Source organism: Rhizobium sp. SJZ105 (assembly GCF_007828365.1).
Classification (GTDB): domain Bacteria; phylum Pseudomonadota; class Alphaproteobacteria; order Rhizobiales; family Rhizobiaceae; genus Agrobacterium; species Agrobacterium tumefaciens.
In genome coordinates this window covers 1,494,426-1,511,648 of the sequence record NZ_VIUP01000001.1, presented here as the reverse complement: position 1 = coordinate 1,511,648, position 17,223 = coordinate 1,494,426, and the positions used below count along the sequence as shown (strand labels likewise).

14 protein-coding genes are annotated in these 17,223 nt (G+C 58.7%); 11 read left to right on the top strand and 3 right to left on the bottom strand.

Annotated elements, in window-relative coordinates; translation table 11 throughout:
• Window positions 1–12 precede the first annotated feature (12 nt).
• The 10 genes from FB593_RS07625 (at window position 13) to FB593_RS07580 (ending at window position 11,367) form a co-directional block, all read left to right on the top strand.
• Window positions 13–1,305 (top strand): ABC transporter substrate-binding protein, encoded by a 1,293-nt coding sequence (locus tag FB593_RS07625; RefSeq protein ID WP_025592292.1) that lies wholly within the window; start codon window positions 13–15, stop codon window positions 1,303–1,305.
• 65 nt (window positions 1,306–1,370) lie between these two features.
• Window positions 1,371–2,171, top strand: coding sequence for a phosphodiesterase (locus tag FB593_RS07620; protein WP_065659837.1), 801 nt, complete (start codon window positions 1,371–1,373; stop codon window positions 2,169–2,171).
• A 268-nt stretch (window positions 2,172–2,439) separates the two neighbouring features.
• Window positions 2,440–3,936 carry an acetyl-CoA hydrolase/transferase family protein gene (locus FB593_RS07615; protein ID WP_112290910.1) on the top strand — a complete coding sequence of 499 codons (1,497 nt, stop codon included), beginning with the start codon at window positions 2,440–2,442 and terminating at the stop codon, window positions 3,934–3,936.
• A gap of 189 nt (window positions 3,937–4,125) precedes the next feature.
• Entirely contained in the window at window positions 4,126–5,448 is a 1,323-nt protein-coding gene (locus FB593_RS07610; RefSeq protein ID WP_013635402.1) for an alpha/beta hydrolase, read from the top strand.
• Window positions 5,449–5,576: 128 nt separating this feature from the next.
• A complete protein-coding gene (locus tag FB593_RS07605; RefSeq protein ID WP_013635403.1) occupies window positions 5,577–6,614 on the top strand; it encodes a 4-hydroxyproline epimerase in 1,038 nt (345 codons plus the stop codon).
• Between the two features lie 113 nt (window positions 6,615–6,727).
• Entirely contained in the window at window positions 6,728–7,765 is a 1,038-nt protein-coding gene (pyrC, locus tag FB593_RS07600; protein WP_003514871.1) for a dihydroorotase, read from the top strand.
• Window positions 7,766–7,829: 64 nt separating this feature from the next.
• Window positions 7,830–8,528: an orotate phosphoribosyltransferase gene (locus FB593_RS07595; RefSeq protein WP_003514873.1), complete on the top strand. Its 699-nt coding sequence runs from the start codon at window positions 7,830–7,832 to the stop codon at window positions 8,526–8,528.
• Window positions 8,529–8,625: 97 nt separating this feature from the next.
• Window positions 8,626–9,552, top strand: a complete 927-nt coding sequence (locus FB593_RS07590) for a carbohydrate kinase family protein (protein ID WP_065659839.1) — start codon at window positions 8,626–8,628, stop codon at window positions 9,550–9,552.
• Between the two features lie 124 nt (window positions 9,553–9,676).
• Window positions 9,677–10,642: an acetylxylan esterase gene (locus FB593_RS07585; RefSeq protein WP_145166440.1), complete on the top strand. Its 966-nt coding sequence runs from the start codon at window positions 9,677–9,679 to the stop codon at window positions 10,640–10,642.
• Window positions 10,639–11,367 carry an esterase family protein gene (locus FB593_RS07580; RefSeq protein WP_013635406.1) on the top strand — a complete coding sequence of 243 codons (729 nt, stop codon included), beginning with the start codon at window positions 10,639–10,641 and terminating at the stop codon, window positions 11,365–11,367. Before FB593_RS07585 ends, FB593_RS07580 begins: the two co-directional genes overlap by 4 nt.
• A gap of 16 nt (window positions 11,368–11,383) precedes the next feature.
• Here the strand turns inward: FB593_RS07580 and FB593_RS07575 are convergent, their stop codons facing one another.
• The 3 genes from FB593_RS07575 to FB593_RS07565 form a co-directional block, all read right to left on the bottom strand.
• Complete coding sequence (locus FB593_RS07575; protein WP_013635407.1) at window positions 11,384–12,253, bottom strand: ornithine carbamoyltransferase; 870 nt, start codon at window positions 12,251–12,253, stop codon at window positions 11,384–11,386.
• Between the two features lie 90 nt (window positions 12,254–12,343).
• Window positions 12,344–13,969, bottom strand: coding sequence for a glucose-6-phosphate isomerase (pgi, locus tag FB593_RS07570; RefSeq protein ID WP_013635408.1), 1,626 nt, complete (start codon window positions 13,967–13,969; stop codon window positions 12,344–12,346).
• Between the two features lie 127 nt (window positions 13,970–14,096).
• Window positions 14,097–15,809 (bottom strand): long-chain fatty acid--CoA ligase, encoded by a 1,713-nt coding sequence (locus FB593_RS07565; protein ID WP_003514883.1) that lies wholly within the window; start codon window positions 15,807–15,809, stop codon window positions 14,097–14,099.
• Between the two features lie 355 nt (window positions 15,810–16,164).
• Here FB593_RS07565 and FB593_RS07560 point away from each other — a divergent pair, with 355 nt between their 5' ends.
• A complete protein-coding gene (locus FB593_RS07560) occupies window positions 16,165–17,214 on the top strand; it encodes an ABC transporter ATP-binding protein (protein ID WP_013635410.1) in 1,050 nt (349 codons plus the stop codon).
• Window positions 17,215–17,223: the final 9 nt, after the last annotated feature.

Sequence of the window (17,223 nt, the reverse complement as noted above, 5' to 3'; positions counted from 1 at the left end):
TTGGAGAATGACATGAAAATCAACCGACGCGCTCTGATGGGCGGTCTGGCACTCGGCGTGGCCTTTGCAGGCCTCGCAACGCCGGTTCTTGCCAACGAAATCACGCTGAACGTTCTCTACAACCTGCCGGGTTTCACGAAATTCCATCAGCCGCTGGCCGATGAATTCATGAAGAAGAACCCGGATGTGAAGATCAACTTCCTCGCTCCGGCCGCAGGCTACAATGAAGGCCAGCAGCAGGTCTTGCGCTCGGCCGTCACCGGCAATCTGCCCGATGTTTATTTCTCGGGTTACAATCTGACGGCGGAACTGGTGCACACGCTCGCACCGCGTAACCAGATCACCGATCTTAGCCCATTCATCCAGGCTGAAGGCGGTCAGGCCTTCCTCGACAAGAACTACAGCCCGAAGATGGCAGCTCTCGGCCAGATCGACGGCAAGCAGTACGGCCTGCCGGTCAACGCTTCCTCGCCGATCATCTACATCAACTCCGACCTCGTCACCAAGGCTGGCGGCGACCCGGACAAGATGCCGACGACCTTTCCGGAGCTGATCGCTCTCGCCAAGAAGATCAAGGCACTCGACCCGAAGTTTGCGGGCATGAGCTACGACATCAATGGCTGGCCGGATGACTGGTTGTGGCAGGCGCTTGTTTTTGAACAGGGCGGCAAGCTCGTTGACGAGAAGACCAAGACCGTTGCGTTCGACAACGAGATCGGCCTCAACGCCCTGAAGATGACCCGCCAGTTCGTCACCGAAGGTGGCCAGAACCTGCTCGACTGGGACCAGTCGCGCCAGCAGTTCGGTGCAGGCCTTACCGGCTTCATCTTCTCGACGCCCGCTCACGTTCAGACAATCCAAGGTCTGGTTGGCGATCGCTTCAAACTGAAGACGGCAACCTTCCCGCTCGACAACAAGGAAAAGGGCGGCGTGCCGACCGGTGGCAACTCTGCCGTTATACTGACGCAGGAAAAAGCCAAGCAGGATGCTGCCTGGAAGTACCTGAAGTGGATCACCGGCCCCGAGGCGCAGAACACCATCGTGCGCATCACCGGCTACCTGCCGACCAACAAGCTGGCAACCGGCGCTGACTTCCTGGCTCCCTATTACGCCGAGAACCCGAATGTGAAGACAGCTTCGCTGCAGGCTGATCGTTCTCTGCCGTGGGCCGGTTATCCCGGTGGCGATTCCGTCCGCATCTGGCGCACCCAGCGCGATATCATCGGCACCGTCATGCGCGGTGAAGTGTCGCCGGAAGCTGGTCTCAAGCAGATCGTCGAGCAGACCAACGCCCTGCTGAAGTAAGCGATACCATCGAAAAGGCTGCGGGAACCACATTCCCGCAGCCATTTTATGCAGAGAGACCGACAATGAAGATCATCCAGATTACAGACACCCATCTTTTACCGCCAGGCATCGCGATAAACGGCGTGGATCCCGAGAAGCAGTTGCGCGCGGCGATATCAGATATCGTCGAAAAACACGCAGACGCCGACCTTCTGGTGATGACGGGCGATCTTTGCAATTACGGCGAGCCGGAGGCCTATGAACTCCTTCGCGACATTTTGGCGTCCGTGTCCTTGCCCGTGCGGCTGATGCTCGGCAATCACGACCGCCGTCCGGAATTCGTGGCGGCCTTTCCCGAACAGCCACGGGATGAAAACGGCTATATCCAGTCCTTTATCGATACCGAATTCGGCCGGCTGCTGTTTCTCGACAGCCACGAGGCCGATGTCATCGGCGGCATGTACGGTGCGGATCGCCTGACATGGCTGGACAAGGCGCTTGAAGGCGCTGGCGACCTTCCCGTGACGGTTTTCGTTCACCACCCGCCAATGGATTGCGGTATCCGGCATTTCGAAAACATCGGCATGCATGATGACGGCGCGGTTATGCAGCGTCTAGGCAGACATCCGGCCGGCGTGCGCCATATTGTTTTTGGCCATATCCACGTTCCGATGGCGGGCACCAGCGCCGAAGGCATCGCCTATAGTTCCGGCCAGGCCTGCGCGCATCGCTTCATCACAGATATCGAGGTTGTCGATCCCCTGTGGACCGGCGGCAACCCCTGTTACCGGGTGATCAGCCTCGGTACATTCGGCCTGCGTGCCTATGATGTCGAGGTAGGGCAGGTCGTGCTGGGTCAGGCCTCCGCATGCGAAGGCCCCTGAATCGCTGAGGCAACCCTCCGGTATGCGACGAGGCGATCCATACGCCTCATCAGCGGTTGCGGTCGGCTGCGATGCTGCGATCGCCCCGCAGCCTGTCGCGCCGATGCGCCACTTGCGGTCTGTCGATCAGATTTGATGGATCAAAGCCATGGTCCCGTTCACACCCTTGATCTATGTCAGTTTCATCGTTGAAACTCCGCGCCATAGTCACTGGTGAGGTGGCCAGCCACGTGACGCGCCATCTGGAATGCAGATCATGGAGAAGTGCATGCTTGAAAAGCGTATCCGCAACGCGTCCCTCTTGAACAGGATCGTCAGCGCCGAAGAGGCTGCCGGCCTCATTCAGGATGGCATGACGGTGGGCATGAGCGGCTTTACGCGGGCCGGCGAAGCAAAGGCGGTACCGCTGGCGCTGGCCGAGCGTGCGAAGACGCACCCGATGAAGATCACCCTGATGACCGGTGCATCGCTTGGCAATGATCTCGACAAGACCATGGTGGAGGCGGGCATGCTGGCGCGCCGTATGCCGTTTCAGTCCGACCCCGCTTTGCGCAAGGCGATCAATGACGGCAAGGTGATGTTCATCGACCAGCACCTTTCTGAAACGGTCGAGCAATTGCGGGGCGGCCAGATCCACGGCGTCGATGTTGCCATCATCGAGGCGGTGGCGATTACGGCGGACGGCGGTATCGTGCCCACCACATCCGTCGGTAATTCGGCGAGCTTTGCCATTCTGGCTGAAAAGGTCATCGTTGAGATCAATCTGTCGCAACCCGACGTTCTCGAGGGGTTGCATGATATTTTCATCCCCGCAAAACGCCCGACCCGCATGCCCATTCCGGTGGTGGCAACGGACAGCCGCGTCGGTCTGCCGTTCATTCCGGTGCCGCCGGAAAAAATCGCCGCAATCGTCCTGAGCGACAAGAGCGATAGTTTTTCGACGGTGCTGCCGCCTGATGACGAGACCAAGGCGATTGCCGGCCATCTCACCGAATTCCTGCTGAATGAGGTCCGTCATGGCCGCATGAGCCACGAACTCCAGCCGTTGCAGGCCGGTATCGGCACCATCGCCAATGCCGTCATGCACGGTTTCATCGATACGCCGTTTCACGATCTCAAAATGTATTCGGAAGTTCTGCAGGATTCGACCTTCGAGCTTTTCGACGCGGGCAAGCTGACTTTCGCTTCCGGTTCATCGATCACGCTCTCCTCTGCCATGAACGAACGGGTCATGCCGCGACTGGCCGATTACAAGAGCAGGCTGATCCTGCGTCCGCAGGAGGTCAGCAATCACCCGGAGGTCATCCGCCGCCTCGGCATCATCGGCATCAACACCGCGCTGGAATTCGATATTTATGGCAACGTCAATTCCACTCATGTCGGTGGCACTCACATGATGAACGGCATTGGCGGCTCGGGGGATTTTGCCCGCAACGCCTATATGTCCATCTTCGTCACCAAGTCGATTGCCAAGGGCGGCGCCATCTCCAGCGTCGTGCCGATGGTCAGCCATGTCGACCATACCGAACATGATGTGGATATTCTGGTCACGGAAATCGGGCTGGCCGATCTGCGCGGCCTTGCCCCGCGTGAGCGCGCTGCGGTCATTATCGCAAATTGCGTGCATCCCCACTATCGCGATGCCCTGACGGACTATTTCCAGCGGGCAGTGGCACGCGGCGGACATACGCCGCACCTCATTGAAGAGGCGCTGTCCTGGCACAATGCCCTTCGCGAAAGGGGCACAATGCTGCCGCAGCGATAGAACTCGCCTGCACGTCACAATCACGTCTCGCGGCTTCGCAAGGCGGAAAAATTGGGTCTGTTTGGACACACCGGCGCGGAAATCTCCGCGCTTGCGCGATGGTTGCTGGCGCGGCAGTTCCGCCTCCGGTAGAAATTCCTGTCCTCTGGCCGCTATCCGGCTGCCTTTGGGTTGCAGGAGAATGATGTGATGCCCATCCGCTTCGTAGCCATAATCGCGATTGTTGCCCTGCTCGCTGGCTGCGGGGGGCGTCCCATCGGGGTCATGACGCCAACAGGGCAGACCGTGGCGGGAACCACGCCCGTCAATCTCCTGGTTGCCACCACGCGAGCACCCTCGGACAATGCCGCCGTGCTTTTCGGCGGCGAACGCGGAACCGGCTTGAAGGTCGATGCCGTCACCATCTCCATTCCGCCCAAGGCCAACCGCAAGGTCGGGCAGGTGCAGTGGCCGAAGAAGCTGCCGCCTAACCCTCTGAAGGATTTTACCACGGTGGCGGTTGAGCCTGTTCGTTCCGAAGCGGAGACGAAAAGCTGGATCAGCAAACATATCCATAAGGACCGCCGCGTTCTGGTCTTCGTGCACGGTTTCAACAATCGTTACGAGGAATCGGTCTATCGCTTTGCGCAGATCGTCTATGATTCCGGCTCGGATGTCGTGCCTGTGGTTTTCACATGGCCGTCACGGGCGAGTATTTTCGATTATAATTACGACAAGGAAAGCACCAATTACTCGCGCGATGCGCTTGAGGAAATGCTGACTCGTCTGGCAAAGGACAAGTCGATCGGCGAGGTCACGGTCATGGCGCATTCCATGGGCACATGGCTTGCCGTGGAGGCGCTGCGCCAGATGGCCATCCGCAACGGCCGCGTCGATCCGAAGATCAGCAATGTCATTCTGGCAGCACCAGATCTCGATGTGGACGTGTTCAGCCGGCAGTTCGCCAGCTTCGGCAAGGCGCCGCCGAAATTCACCCTGTTCGTCTCGCAGGATGACCGTGCGCTCAGCCTGTCGCGCCGCATTTCCGGCAATGTCGACCGTCTGGGCCAGATCGACCCTTCCGTCGAACCCTATCGCAGCCAGCTGGAAAAGGCTGGCATCACTGTTCTTGATCTGACCAAGCTGCAATCCGGTGACCGGTTGAACCACGGCAAATTTGCAGAAAGCCCTGAAGTCGTGCGCTTGATCGGCGACCGCCTCATTGCCGGCCAGACTGTGACGGATTCCGATGTCGGTCTGGGGGAGGCGCTGGGCGCGGTCAGCATCGGTGCCGCGCAAACTGTCGGAACGGCGGCAAGCGTCGTGGTCAGCGCGCCCATTGCGGTGTTCGATCCGCGCACGCGTGAAAATTACGGCAGGCAGGTGGAGAGGCTCGGCCGCTCTGTTGAAAACACCGTCGGATCGGTTGGTGATACGGCCGGCTCCGTGGTGGACGATCAGGCAGTTCAGTCTTCGAGAGTGAATTGTGACGCCGCCGCCAATCGTAACCGGGCGGAGTGCCGCAATCGCTAGATCACGATGAGAAGTGGATGGCGAAAACCATAAACGATTTTCGCCATCCAGCTCGCGCAGATTTGTATACAGCTTGTATTTTTACCTATATGGTCGGGTCAACAGCTCAACTTCCGGAGTAAGATCCCATGCGTTGGAAACGCACCCTGCAGCTTCTCGATGTTCATTGCGAAGGCGAAATCGGCCGTGTCGTCACCGGCGGCGCGCCGAAAATTCCCGGCAACACCGTGGCCGAGCAGCTTAACTGGATGAATACCGATCCAAAAGGGGAAGCCCTGCGCCGCTTTCTGACGCTGGAGCCGCGTGGCACGCCCATGGGGTCAGTCAATCTTCTGCTGCCGCCGAAGCACCCGGATGCCCATACAGCCTTCGTCATTCTCCAGCCGGATCAGGCGCATGCCAGTTCCGGCTCCAATTCCATCTGCGCGACGACAGCACTTCTGGAAAGCGGCATGGTGGAGATGCAGGAACCGGAAACGGTCGTCATTCTGGAAACGGCCGCCGGTCTGGTCAAGGCCACCGCCACATGCCGCGACGGGCGCTGCGAAAAGGTCAAGCTGACCATGGTGCCGTCCTTCGTGCATGAGCTGGATGTGACCATCGACACGCCCGAATGGGGCAAGGTGACGATGGATATTTCCTATGGCGGTATCTTTTACGCGCTGGTCGATGTGCGCCAGATCGGCCTGACCATCGAAAAGGCCAATGCAGCGAAACTGGTTGCTGCGGGCATGATCCTCAAGGACCTCGTCAACAGTGAAATCACGGTCGTGCATCCCGAAATCCCCGCCATATCAGGCGTGGCCTATGTGATGTTCCGCGATGTGGATGCCGATGGTTCCATCCGCACCTGCACCACCATGTGGCCGGGCCGGGCGGATCGCTCGCCCTGCGGTACCGGCAATTCCGCCAATCTCGCCACGCTTTATGCACGCGGCAAGGTGAAGGTGGGAGACGAATACAAATCCCGTTCGATCATCGGTTCGGAATTCGATGTCGGCCTTTCCGCCGTCACCGAAGTGGCAGGTCGTCCGGCGGTCATTCCCACCATTGCCGGGCGCGGTTTCACCTTCGGGCTGCACCAGGTCGGCCTTGACCCCTTCGATCCCTTTGCGGACGGCTTTGCTATGACGGATGTGTGGGGTCCCGAAGCGGGCGGCATCTGAGGCTCGCTTCAAAAAAATGACATTTACAGCCGCCCGATGCCTCTCGGCGGCTGTTTTCCTGTGACGAAAGATGCTAAGCGGGCGCCAATTCCGTCATGCTCCGAGGTATCCCGATGAAGTCGCTCACCCTTCGCCGCCCTGATGACTGGCATCTGCATCTGCGCGATGGCGCCATGCTGGAAGGCGTGATCGGGGATACGAGCCGCCATTTCGCCCGCGCAATCATCATGCCGAACCTGGTGCCACCGGTGGTCACCTGCGCCGATGCCCGCGCCTATCGCGAACGCATTGTCAAGGCCATTCCTGCGGGCGACCGTTTCGAGCCGCTGATGACGCTTTATCTCACCGAGGACACGCAGGCCGACGACGTGGAAGAGGGCAAGAAAAGTGGCCTTATCACCGCCGTGAAGCTCTATCCGGCCGGCGCGACCACCAATTCCCACGGCGGCGTGCGCGATTTCAACAAGGCGATGCCGGTTCTGGAACGCATGGCGAAGATCGGCCTGCCGCTTTGCGTGCATGGCGAGGTGACGACGCCGGAGGTCGATATTTTCGACCGCGAGAAAGCCTTCATCGACACGGTTCTGGAGCCGCTGCGCCAGCGCCTGCCTGAGCTCAAGGTGACGATGGAGCACATTACCACCCGCGATGGCGTGGACTACATCAAGTCGTCCAAGGCCAATCTCGCCGGTTCCATCACCACTCACCATCTCATCATCAACCGCAACGCCATTCTGGTCGGCGGTATCAAGCCGCATTATTACTGCCTGCCCGTCGCAAAGCGCGAGGAGCACCGGTTGGCACTCCGTGCGGCCGCGATTTCGGGTGATGCCCGCTTCTTCCTCGGCACCGATTCCGCCCCGCATGTCGATCCGCTGAAGGAATGCGCCTGCGGCTGCGCCGGCATCTATACCTCGATCAACACCATGAGCTGTCTTGCGCATGTCTTCGAGCAGGAAAACGCTCTCGACAAGCTGGAAGCCTTCGCTTCCCTCAACGGCCCAGCCTGGTACGGGTTGGCGCCAAATGAGGAGACCATCACACTGGTGAAGCGCGAGGAGCCGGTGTCGTTTCCCGCCAAGATCGAGACGGGCGCCGGGCCGGTGACCGTATTCGATCCGATGTTCCCGCTTCATTGGGACGTGAGCTGATTTTTTTAATGACCGCCGGCACTGCCGGCGGTTTTGTTATGAAGGCCGAAAAAGGAGAACGCCTATGAACCATTTCACATTCACTGACCGCACTGTCGTTGCAGAACTGGTTGCGAAGATGTTGTGGGAAATCAAGGCAGTCCACTTCAATTCGGAAAGCCCGTACACCTTCGCGTCGGGCATGAAGAGCCCTGTTTATATCGACATGCGCAAGCTCATTTCCTTCCCGCGTATTCGCTCGGCGGCGATGGATTTTGCGGCAGCGGCGGTGATGCGCGAGGCCGGTTTCGAGAAATTCGACTGTGTCGCGGGCGGTGAAACGGCGGGCATTCCCTTTGCGGCTTTCCTTGCTGAGCGTCTTGGCCTGCCGATGATCTATTGCCGCAAGAAGCCAAAGGGCCATGGCCGCAACGCCCAGATCGAAGGCCATATGCCGGAAGGCGCCCGCGTGCTCGTCATTGAGGACCTGACGACGGCCGGCGGCTCGATGTTCACCTTCATCGACGCCATCCGCGCGGCAGGCGGCATTGTCGATCACGGTATTGCGCTCTTCTATTACGGCATTTTCGAACAGGCCGAAGCGCGCTTCGCCAATGGCAATGTCAAGCTGCATTATCTCACGACCTGGCGCGATGTTCTGGCTGTTGCCCGGGCTGAAAAGCTGTTCGACGAAAAGACCCTGTCGGAGGTCGAGGCCTTCCTCGATAACCCGCTGCCTTGGTCTGCAAAGCGCGGCGGCGTCAGCGAATTGCCGCAATCTTAATTTCGGATGCGGCCAGCCAGCTTGTGGCTGGCCTTCCGATCGATCTTCGTCTAAATCGATTTAAGTCCATTTGATTTGCTGTTTGAGGAGGACCGTAATGATCTTGTGTTGTGGTGAAGCCCTGATCGACATGCTGCCCCGGCAGACGACGCTGGGTGAGGCGGGTTTTGCCCCCTATGCAGGCGGAGCGGTCTTCAACACGGCCATTGCGCTCGGGCGTCTCGATGTCCCGTCCGCGTTCTTCACGGGTCTTTCCGATGACATGATGGGCGATATCCTGCGGACAACCCTGCGGGCGAGCAACGTGGATTTCAGCTATTGCGCAACACTTTCGCGGCCGACCACCATCGCCTTCGTCAAGCTCGTCGATGGCCATGCCACCTACGCCTTTTATGACGAAAACACTGCCGGCCGGATGATCACCGAGGCCGAGCTTCCGGCCTTGGGCGCCGATTGCGAGGCGCTGCATTTCGGCGCGATCAGCCTCATTCCGGAACCCTGCGGCAGCACCTATGAGGCGCTGATGGTGCGCGAGCATCAAAGCCGAGTCATCTCCCTCGATCCGAATATCCGCCCCGGTTTCATCAAGGACAAGCAGTCGCATATGGCCCGCATCCGCCGTATGGCTGCCATGTCGGATATCGTTAAATTCTCCGACGAAGACCTCGAGTGGTTCGGTCTGGAAGGTGACGAGGACACGCTCGCTCGCCACTGGCTGCATCACGGCGCGAAACTGGTCGTCGTCACCCGTGGCGCCAAGGGTGCGGTCGGTTACACCGCCAATTTCAAGGTGGAAGTGGCTTCCGAGCGGGTGGAGGTCGTCGATACCGTCGGCGCGGGCGACACCTTCGACGCCGGCATTCTCGCCTCGCTGAAAATGCAGGGGCTTCTGACGAAGGCGCAGGTCGCTTCGCTGACGGAAGAGCAGATCAGGAAGGCTTTGGCGCTCGGTGCAAAGGCTGCTGCGGTGACCGTCTCGCGAGCTGGCGCAAATCCGCCCTTCGCGCATGAAATCGGATTGTAAAGGATATGGTTGAACCGTTTTGAGAAGGCGGTTCACCACTCTTGCCTGGGCCAGGGTCGTAAAAAACCGATATTTGGATATCAAGAAGCTTGTGTCGGCCGGTCTTTCACGAAACAAGCATCGCATGAGCGTTCCAACAACCCATCCTTTCGATTTCGACCCGACCTATGGCATGCGGCGCGAGCAGTTGCTGGCCATTATCCCGCCTGAGGCGCCGCCGGGCTTTGATGATTTCTGGAAGAAGCGTTATCGCCGCGCGCTGGCCACGGATCCGCGACCGGTGCTGCGCAAGAGCAAACTCAGCCATCCCCGCTGGCATGTTCTCGATATCTCATACACATCCACCGGCGGCTTCCGCATCGGTGGATGGATGCTTCTGCCGCGCAAAGGACAGGTGCGGCGCGGACTTGTTGTCGGCCATGGTTATGGCGGGCGGGGAGAGCCCGATTTCGATGTGCCGGTGGAAGAAACGGCCGTGCTGTTTCCCTGTTTTCGCGGGCTTTCGCTAAGCGCCTGTCCGCAGATTTCGTCCGACCCGGCCCTTCATGTCCTCTACAACATCGACAGAAAAGACGACTACATCATTGGTGGCTGTGTCGATGATCTGTGGATCGCCGTCTCCACGCTCGTCACGCTCTATCCATGGCTGGAAGGGCAGGTGGGTTACAGCGGCATCAGCTTCGGGGGCGGGATTGGGGCTTTGGCGATACCATATGATGCGCGCATCGACCGGGGCCATCTGGTCGTACCGACATTCGGACACCGGCCGTTCTGGTTGACGCTGCCGACCGTCGGCAGCGCGGATGCGGTCCAGACCTATCAGAAGACCCATGCCAATGTGCTGGAAATGCTGCGTCTGTTCGATGCCGCTTCTGCGGCTTCCCGCATAAAAGTGCCGATGCTGGTCGCGCCCGCCCTGTTCGATCCGGCGGTGGCGCCGCCGTGCCAGTTTGCGGTTGCCAATGCCCTGCCGTTCTCAAAATTTAATGAAATCTTCATCCTAGACGCGGGACATTTCGAATACGCTGACAGTGCATCCCAAGATGCGGTCCACAGGGACAAGGTCAGACAGTTTTTCAAGGTACCATGAAACGCGAATATCTCCGCTGGTATAGTCAAAGGCTTCATCGTGATATGGAGCTGTTGATATTCGGTCATTCTGGCGCCAAGGTGCTGATGTTTCCCACACGCGACGGGCGCTTCTTCGAATATGAGGAACTTGGCCTTGTCGACAGTATGGCCGATAAAGTGGAGGCCGGTCATCTTCAGCTCTATTGTATCGAGGGGCTGGCCAAAGAGACCTTTTATGCGGCCCATAATCACCCGTCCGAGCGCATTCGCCGCCATGCCGCCTTCGAAGATTATATTCTCAATGAAGTGCTGCCGCTGATGGCTAAGAAAAACCCGCATGGTGATACCATCGTGCAGGGCTGCAGTCTCGGCGCGTTTCAGGCCGCCAGCCTCGTCTTTCGTCACCCACATCTTTTCCGCAAGCTCGTCGCCTTTTCCGGCCGCTACGATCTGACGATGAAGGTGGAATCCTTCGGCGATCTGTTCGACGGTTACTACGATGACGATGTCTATTTCCACATGCCGAGCCACTTTCTGCCGGACCTCGCCTGCGGCTGGCGGCTTGAAAACCTCCGCCGCATCGACATGGTTTTCACCATCGGCGATGCCGATCCGTTTTTGGACAACAACCATCACCTGAGCCGGATTCTTAACGACAAGCAGATAGGGCATCAGTTGCATGTCTGGGAGGGACGTGCCCATCGGGCAGGCCCCTGGCGCAAGATGGCGGCGCTTTATATCTGAGGCGACCGGCGCCGCCTCAGGCGAGGAGAAATTCCATCAGGGCATTCTGCGCGTGCAGAAGAAATGCCTTTGCGGGCCGGCTTTGACAGGCCGGATGGGTCATTGCGTCTGCCGTCACTTCCTGACCACGGGCGACCGGTGGGCAGGGTAAAAAGATCACCTCGGGCTGCATCCTGTCGAGAAGGGATGCGGATATGCGGTAGTCGATCAGGATATGATCCGAACCGGTGGGCCAGGAATCGGTAATGACCACATCCGCGTCCAGCAACTCCGCCATATCAGAGCTGGCCCGGAAATTCGGGTTGATGAGCGCAGCATCGGTGACGTGCCATTGTTCGGGGTAAACTTGTGTGACCTGAATTGGCAGGGAAATCGAGGCCTCGACCCACGAGCGCAAAATATTGGCATCCGGCGCGACGCCGACGATCTTGAGACCGTCGACCCGGCTTCTCAAGCTTTTGATGTGGGCAAGATCGCCAAGCGTCTCGCAGGGATGATTGGACTTGGTCCGCGCGTTGATGACGGATGCGCGCATTTCGCCCGCAAGCACCCGGAGGGTCGAGAGTTCTTTCGTGCGGATAATGACTAGATCGAACCAGTTGTCGAGATAGCCCGCCAGGTCGGCGATTTCTTCGCGGCCATTAAAGCTGATCGGGACGGTGACACAAATACCGCCCATGGCCTGAATGCCGAGATCGAAGGCAGCGGTGTTGCGCCAACCGGTGTCGTCGACGATCAGCCCGATGCGTTTTCCCTTGAGCAGCTGTGGCATCGTGCCCTTTGACCAGTCCTGCGCCAGACTGCCTGCACGGTCTATGATCGACAGCACCGCATCTTCAGGCAGGTCATGAAACGCCAGAAAATCCTTGCCTTGCCGCAGTGCCATATGTGCCTCCAATCGGCGTTCCATCGATGCTGAATTGAAAAAGCCGGAAGTTTCCTTCCGGCTTTCGTAATCATCAAGGGAGCAAGGATTTTACCCCGCCAGTCCCGACAGTACCTTCACCAGACCCTGTGTCGAGCTGTCATGGCCGGCTGCACTTTCCTTGCCTTCAACGACGGGAAGCAGGCCGGTTGCCAGTTCCTTGCCAAGCTCCACACCCCACTGGTCGAAGGAGTTGATGCGGAACAGCACGCCTTCCACGAAGACGCGGTGTTCGTAGAGCGCGATCAGACGGCCAAGCGCAAATGGCGTCAGCTTGTCGTAGACGAAGGTAATGGACGGGCGGTTGCCGGTGAAAACGCGGTGCGGCGCGATGAAATCGGCTTGGCTGTCTTCCATGCCCTTGGAGGTGAGCTGAGCTTTCGCTTCGGCCAGCGTGCGGCCCTTCATCAGGGCTTCCGACTGCGCCAGGCAATTGGCGATGAGAAGCTGGTGCTGATGGCGCAGTTCCGGTTCGAAACCGTTGGCGGCGATCATGAATTCCGCCGGAATGACGCTCGTGCCCTGGTGGATGAGCTGGTAGAAGGCGTGCTGGCCATTGGTGCCGGGTTCGCCCCAGACGACCGGGCCGGACTGGCCTTCGACAGGTGTCCCGTCGATCGTCACGCCCTTGCCGTTCGATTCCATGTCGAGTTGCTGCAGATAGGCAGGGAAACGCGACAGGCGCTGGTCATAGGGCAGGATCGCCCGCGTGGAATAGTTCAGCACGTTGCGGTGATAAAATCCGATGAGACCGAGCAGCATCGGCAGGTTTTCACGGATCGGCGCCTCGCGGAAATGCTTGTCCATGGCATGCGCGCCATCCAGAAACTTTCCGAAATTCTCCGGCCCGATGGCGATCATCAGCGGCAGGCCGATAGCCGACCAGATCGAATAACGTCCGCCAACCCAGTCCCAGAAACCGAAGATGCGATCGCTCTCGATGCCGAAGGCGGCAACCTTTTCCAATGCTGTCGAAACGGCGGCGAAATGGTGCTTCACAGCCTCTTCACCCAGCTTTTCGGCAATGAAACGGCGCGCGGTCGCGGCATTCGTCATCGTTTCGATTGTGGTGAAGGTTTTGGAGGCGACGATGAAGAGCGAGGTCTCGGGATCAACGAGCTTCAGCGTGTCGGCAATATGCGCGCCATCGATATTGGAGACGAAATGCGCACGCGGACCATCATGGAAAGGCGCAAGCGCCAGCGTCGCCATGACGGGGCCGAGATCGGAGCCGCCGATACCGATATTGATGATGTCGGTGATCTTCTTGCCGGTCGCACCTTTCAGGGAACCGGAGCGAATGGCGTCGGCAAACTTGCCCATGGCGGTAAGAACGGCGTTCACATCCGGCATCACATCCTTGCCGTCAACGAGAACCGGCGTGTTGGAGCGATTGCGCAGTGCGGTGTGCAACACGGCACGATCTTCGGTGAAATTGATCGCCTTGCCGGAGAACATCTTCTCGCGCTTTGCCTCGACGCCACCGTCGCGCGCCAGCTGTTCGAGAAGCGTGACGATTTCGTCATTAATAGCGCATTTGGAATAGTCCATCAGCAGGTCATCGAATTTGGCGCTGAAACGGCTGAATCGTTTGTCGTCGGCCGCAAAAGCAGCGCGCAGATCGGTTGCGGCTGTGCTGCTTGCCGTTGCTTTCAGTTTTTCGATGGTGGCCTGCATCTCGTGCTCCTCGGCTTCCTGGAAGGATGAGGAAACTATTCTTTTTCAGGCGACCAAATCAAGGCGACTTCGGTAAAAGAAATGGACTGGGAGAAAAGAAAAGAGCCGGTCACCCGGCTCTCGTCCTTTAGTTCAGATTGCGCAACTCACGCCGCAAGATCTTGCCGACGTTCGATTTCGGCAGCTCCGTTCGGAACTCGATGATTTTCGGCCGTTTGTAGTTTGTCAGGCTTTTGGCGCAGAAGGCCTTGAGTTCCGCTTCCGTCAGCGACTGATCCTTCTTGACGACGAAAAGCTTGACGGTCTCGCCGGAATGTTCGTCGGGAACCCCGATTGCCGCGCATTCCAACACGCCGGGATGGCTGGCGGCCACTTCCTCGATCTCGTTCGGATAGACGTTGAAACCGGAAACGAGGATCATGTCCTTCTTGCGGTCGACGATCTTGGTGTAGCCGCGCTCGTCCATGAAGCCCATGTCGCCTGAACGGAAGAAGCCGTCTTCGGTCATTGCTTTCGCGGTTTCATCCGGCCGCTGCCAGTAACCGGCCATGACCTGCGGCCCGCGAATGCAGATCTCGCCGACCTCGCCGGTCGGCAGGCTTTTGCCTTCCTCGTCGCGAATGTCGATTTCCGTAGAGGAAATAGGCAGGCCGATGGTGCCGCTGAATTCCGTGGCATCGAGTCTGTTAACGGTGGCAACGGGCGATGTTTCCGATAGCCCGTAACCTTCGGCGATCGGGCAGCCGACCATGGAAAGCCAACGCTCGGCCACCGGCCTCTGCACCGCCATGCCGCCGCCGAGAACGAGAATGAGCGAGGACAGATCGAGCTTGCGGAAATCCTCATTGTTCATCAGCGCGTTGAACAGCGTATTGATACCCGGAAAAATATGCGGTCGATAATGCGACAACTCCTTCACGAAGCCGGGAATATCGCGTGGATTGGCGATCAGCAGGTTATGGCCGCCAAGCGCGATGCCCATCAGCGAATTCACTGTCAGTGCAAAGATGTGGCACAGGGGCAGCGCGCAGATGAAGTTGAGGACTTCTGGACGGTCCTTGCGTTGGGTGAAAGCAGCATCCAGCCAGAGGCTGATCTGCGCCTTGTTGGCCAGAAGATTGGCGTGGGTGAGGATCGCACCTTTGGAAATGCCCGTCGTTCCGCCGGTATATTGCAGGAATGCGATATCCTGCGGCAGGAGGCGGACCGCCTTCAGGGAAAAACCCTGACCTTCCTTCAACACGGCCTTGAAGCTGATGGAGCCGGGAATAGCGTAGGCCGGCACCAGTTTCTTCACCTTGCGAACCACAAGATTGACGATATGTCCCTTGAGGCCGAGGAGATCACCCATGGCCGCAACGACCACATGTCTGACGGCGGTTTTCGGCACCGCCTGCTGCGCCACATGGGCGAAATTCTCCAGTACGAAAAGTGCTTTTGAGCCGGAATCCTTCAGCTGGTGTTCCAGCTCGCGCGGCGTATAGAGCGGATTGACGTTGACCACGATCATGCCTGCCCTCAAAATTCCGTATACGGCGACGGGGTTCTGCAGGATATTCGGCATCATCACCGCAACCCGGTCGCCTTTTTCCAGCCCTCTGGATTGCAGCCAGGCTGCCACCGCGCGGGTTTCAATATCCAGATCCCGGTAGGTCAGGGACTTTCCCATGCTGGAAAAGGCCTTCCTGTCGGCAAATTTCGCGCAGCTCTTTTCGAGAAGTTCGACAAGGGAGGTATTGGCGGATGCGGGGATTTCGGAAGGTACGCCCGGCGGGTAGGATGCCAGCCAGCGCTTCTCTGCGCTGACATTTTCCGGATGTCCCAGGGACAATTCACTCATGCTTCTCCTCCCAGAGTCTCTGTCGCGCCGTGCGTTCGATGGAACGCATGAAAGGCGCTATAAGCTGCCTGATCATCATGAAGTCCCCCTAATCAACCGGCGTAATGGCCGGATTGAGGGAACCGCATGTGGCGTCACCGGATCGACTGCTCCTCCGCTCCCCGATGACGAATGATAGACGTCTAATCACCTGACGTCCATCGTATCGGCAAAGCCTATTTAACTCTAACGTAAACGTCAATATTCCTGCCGAACATCTCGCAACCTCGTGAATGGAAACCTATTTTCTCCGCCTTTTGACTTTAATCCTGATTTGAGCGATCAACATAATTCGCAAAGCAGGGCAGGATTGGAAATGGCAGGCAACGCAGCGCTTGAACTGAAATCGGTCGGAAAAAGATTCGGCGATACGGATGTATTGTCCGATATCGATCTGACCGTCGAACGCGGCGAAATCATTTGTCTGGTGGGACGTTCCGGCTGTGGAAAATCGACCCTGCTGCGCATTATAGCGGGTGTGGAAACGCCGGATCATGGCAGCGTTTGTGTGAATGGCGCAGTCGTTGCTGGTCCGGCTGGTTTCGTGGAACCGGAAAAGCGCAATATCGGTTTCGTCTTTCAGGATTATGCGCTCTTCCCGCATCTCACTGTCGAACAGAATGTGATGTTTGGTCTCAGGTCATTGCCAAAGGCCGAGGCCCGCCGCCGGGCTGCGGAGATGATCGAGCACGTTCATCTGCAGGAGTTGGCCAAGCGCTATCCGCACACGCTTTCGGGCGGTGAGCAGCAGCGCGTAGCCCTCGCCCGCGCCCTTGCCCCGCAACCCGGCCTGCTGTTGATGGATGAGCCCTTTTCCAATCTGGACCGGGGATTGCGCGACACTGTGCGCGAGGAAACGCTGGGCGTCCTGCGGCAACTGGGCACGACGGCGATCATGGTCACCCATGATCCGGAAGAAGCGCTTTCCGCCGGCGATCGTGTGGTGCTGATGCAGCGCGGTCGTATCGTCCAGAGCGGCACGGGCTACGAAATCCACGATCACCCCAAAAGCCGCTACGCCGCCGATTTTTTCTGCGCCTTCAACAAGATCGAGGGCAGGGTGAGGGAGGGGCGCGTGGAAACGCCGCTCGGGCCTCTGGGCGATGCGTCCGGTCTGGCGGAAGGTCTTGCCGCCACCGCCTATGTTCGCCCCAATGCGATTTCGATCATCGAGGACAGCGCTGCGAAAGACGGGATTGCCGGCGAAATATCAAGTCGTGTGTTCCTCGGCGAGATCGAACAACTCGGCATAGCCGTTCCCGGCCTTCCAGCCGACCTGCGCGTCAGGACGATGCAGCGCACACCCGCCAAGACCAAGGCCGTCCGCTTCGGCATCGATCCGAAGGGTGTCCTGATATTTACCTGAAGTTGAATG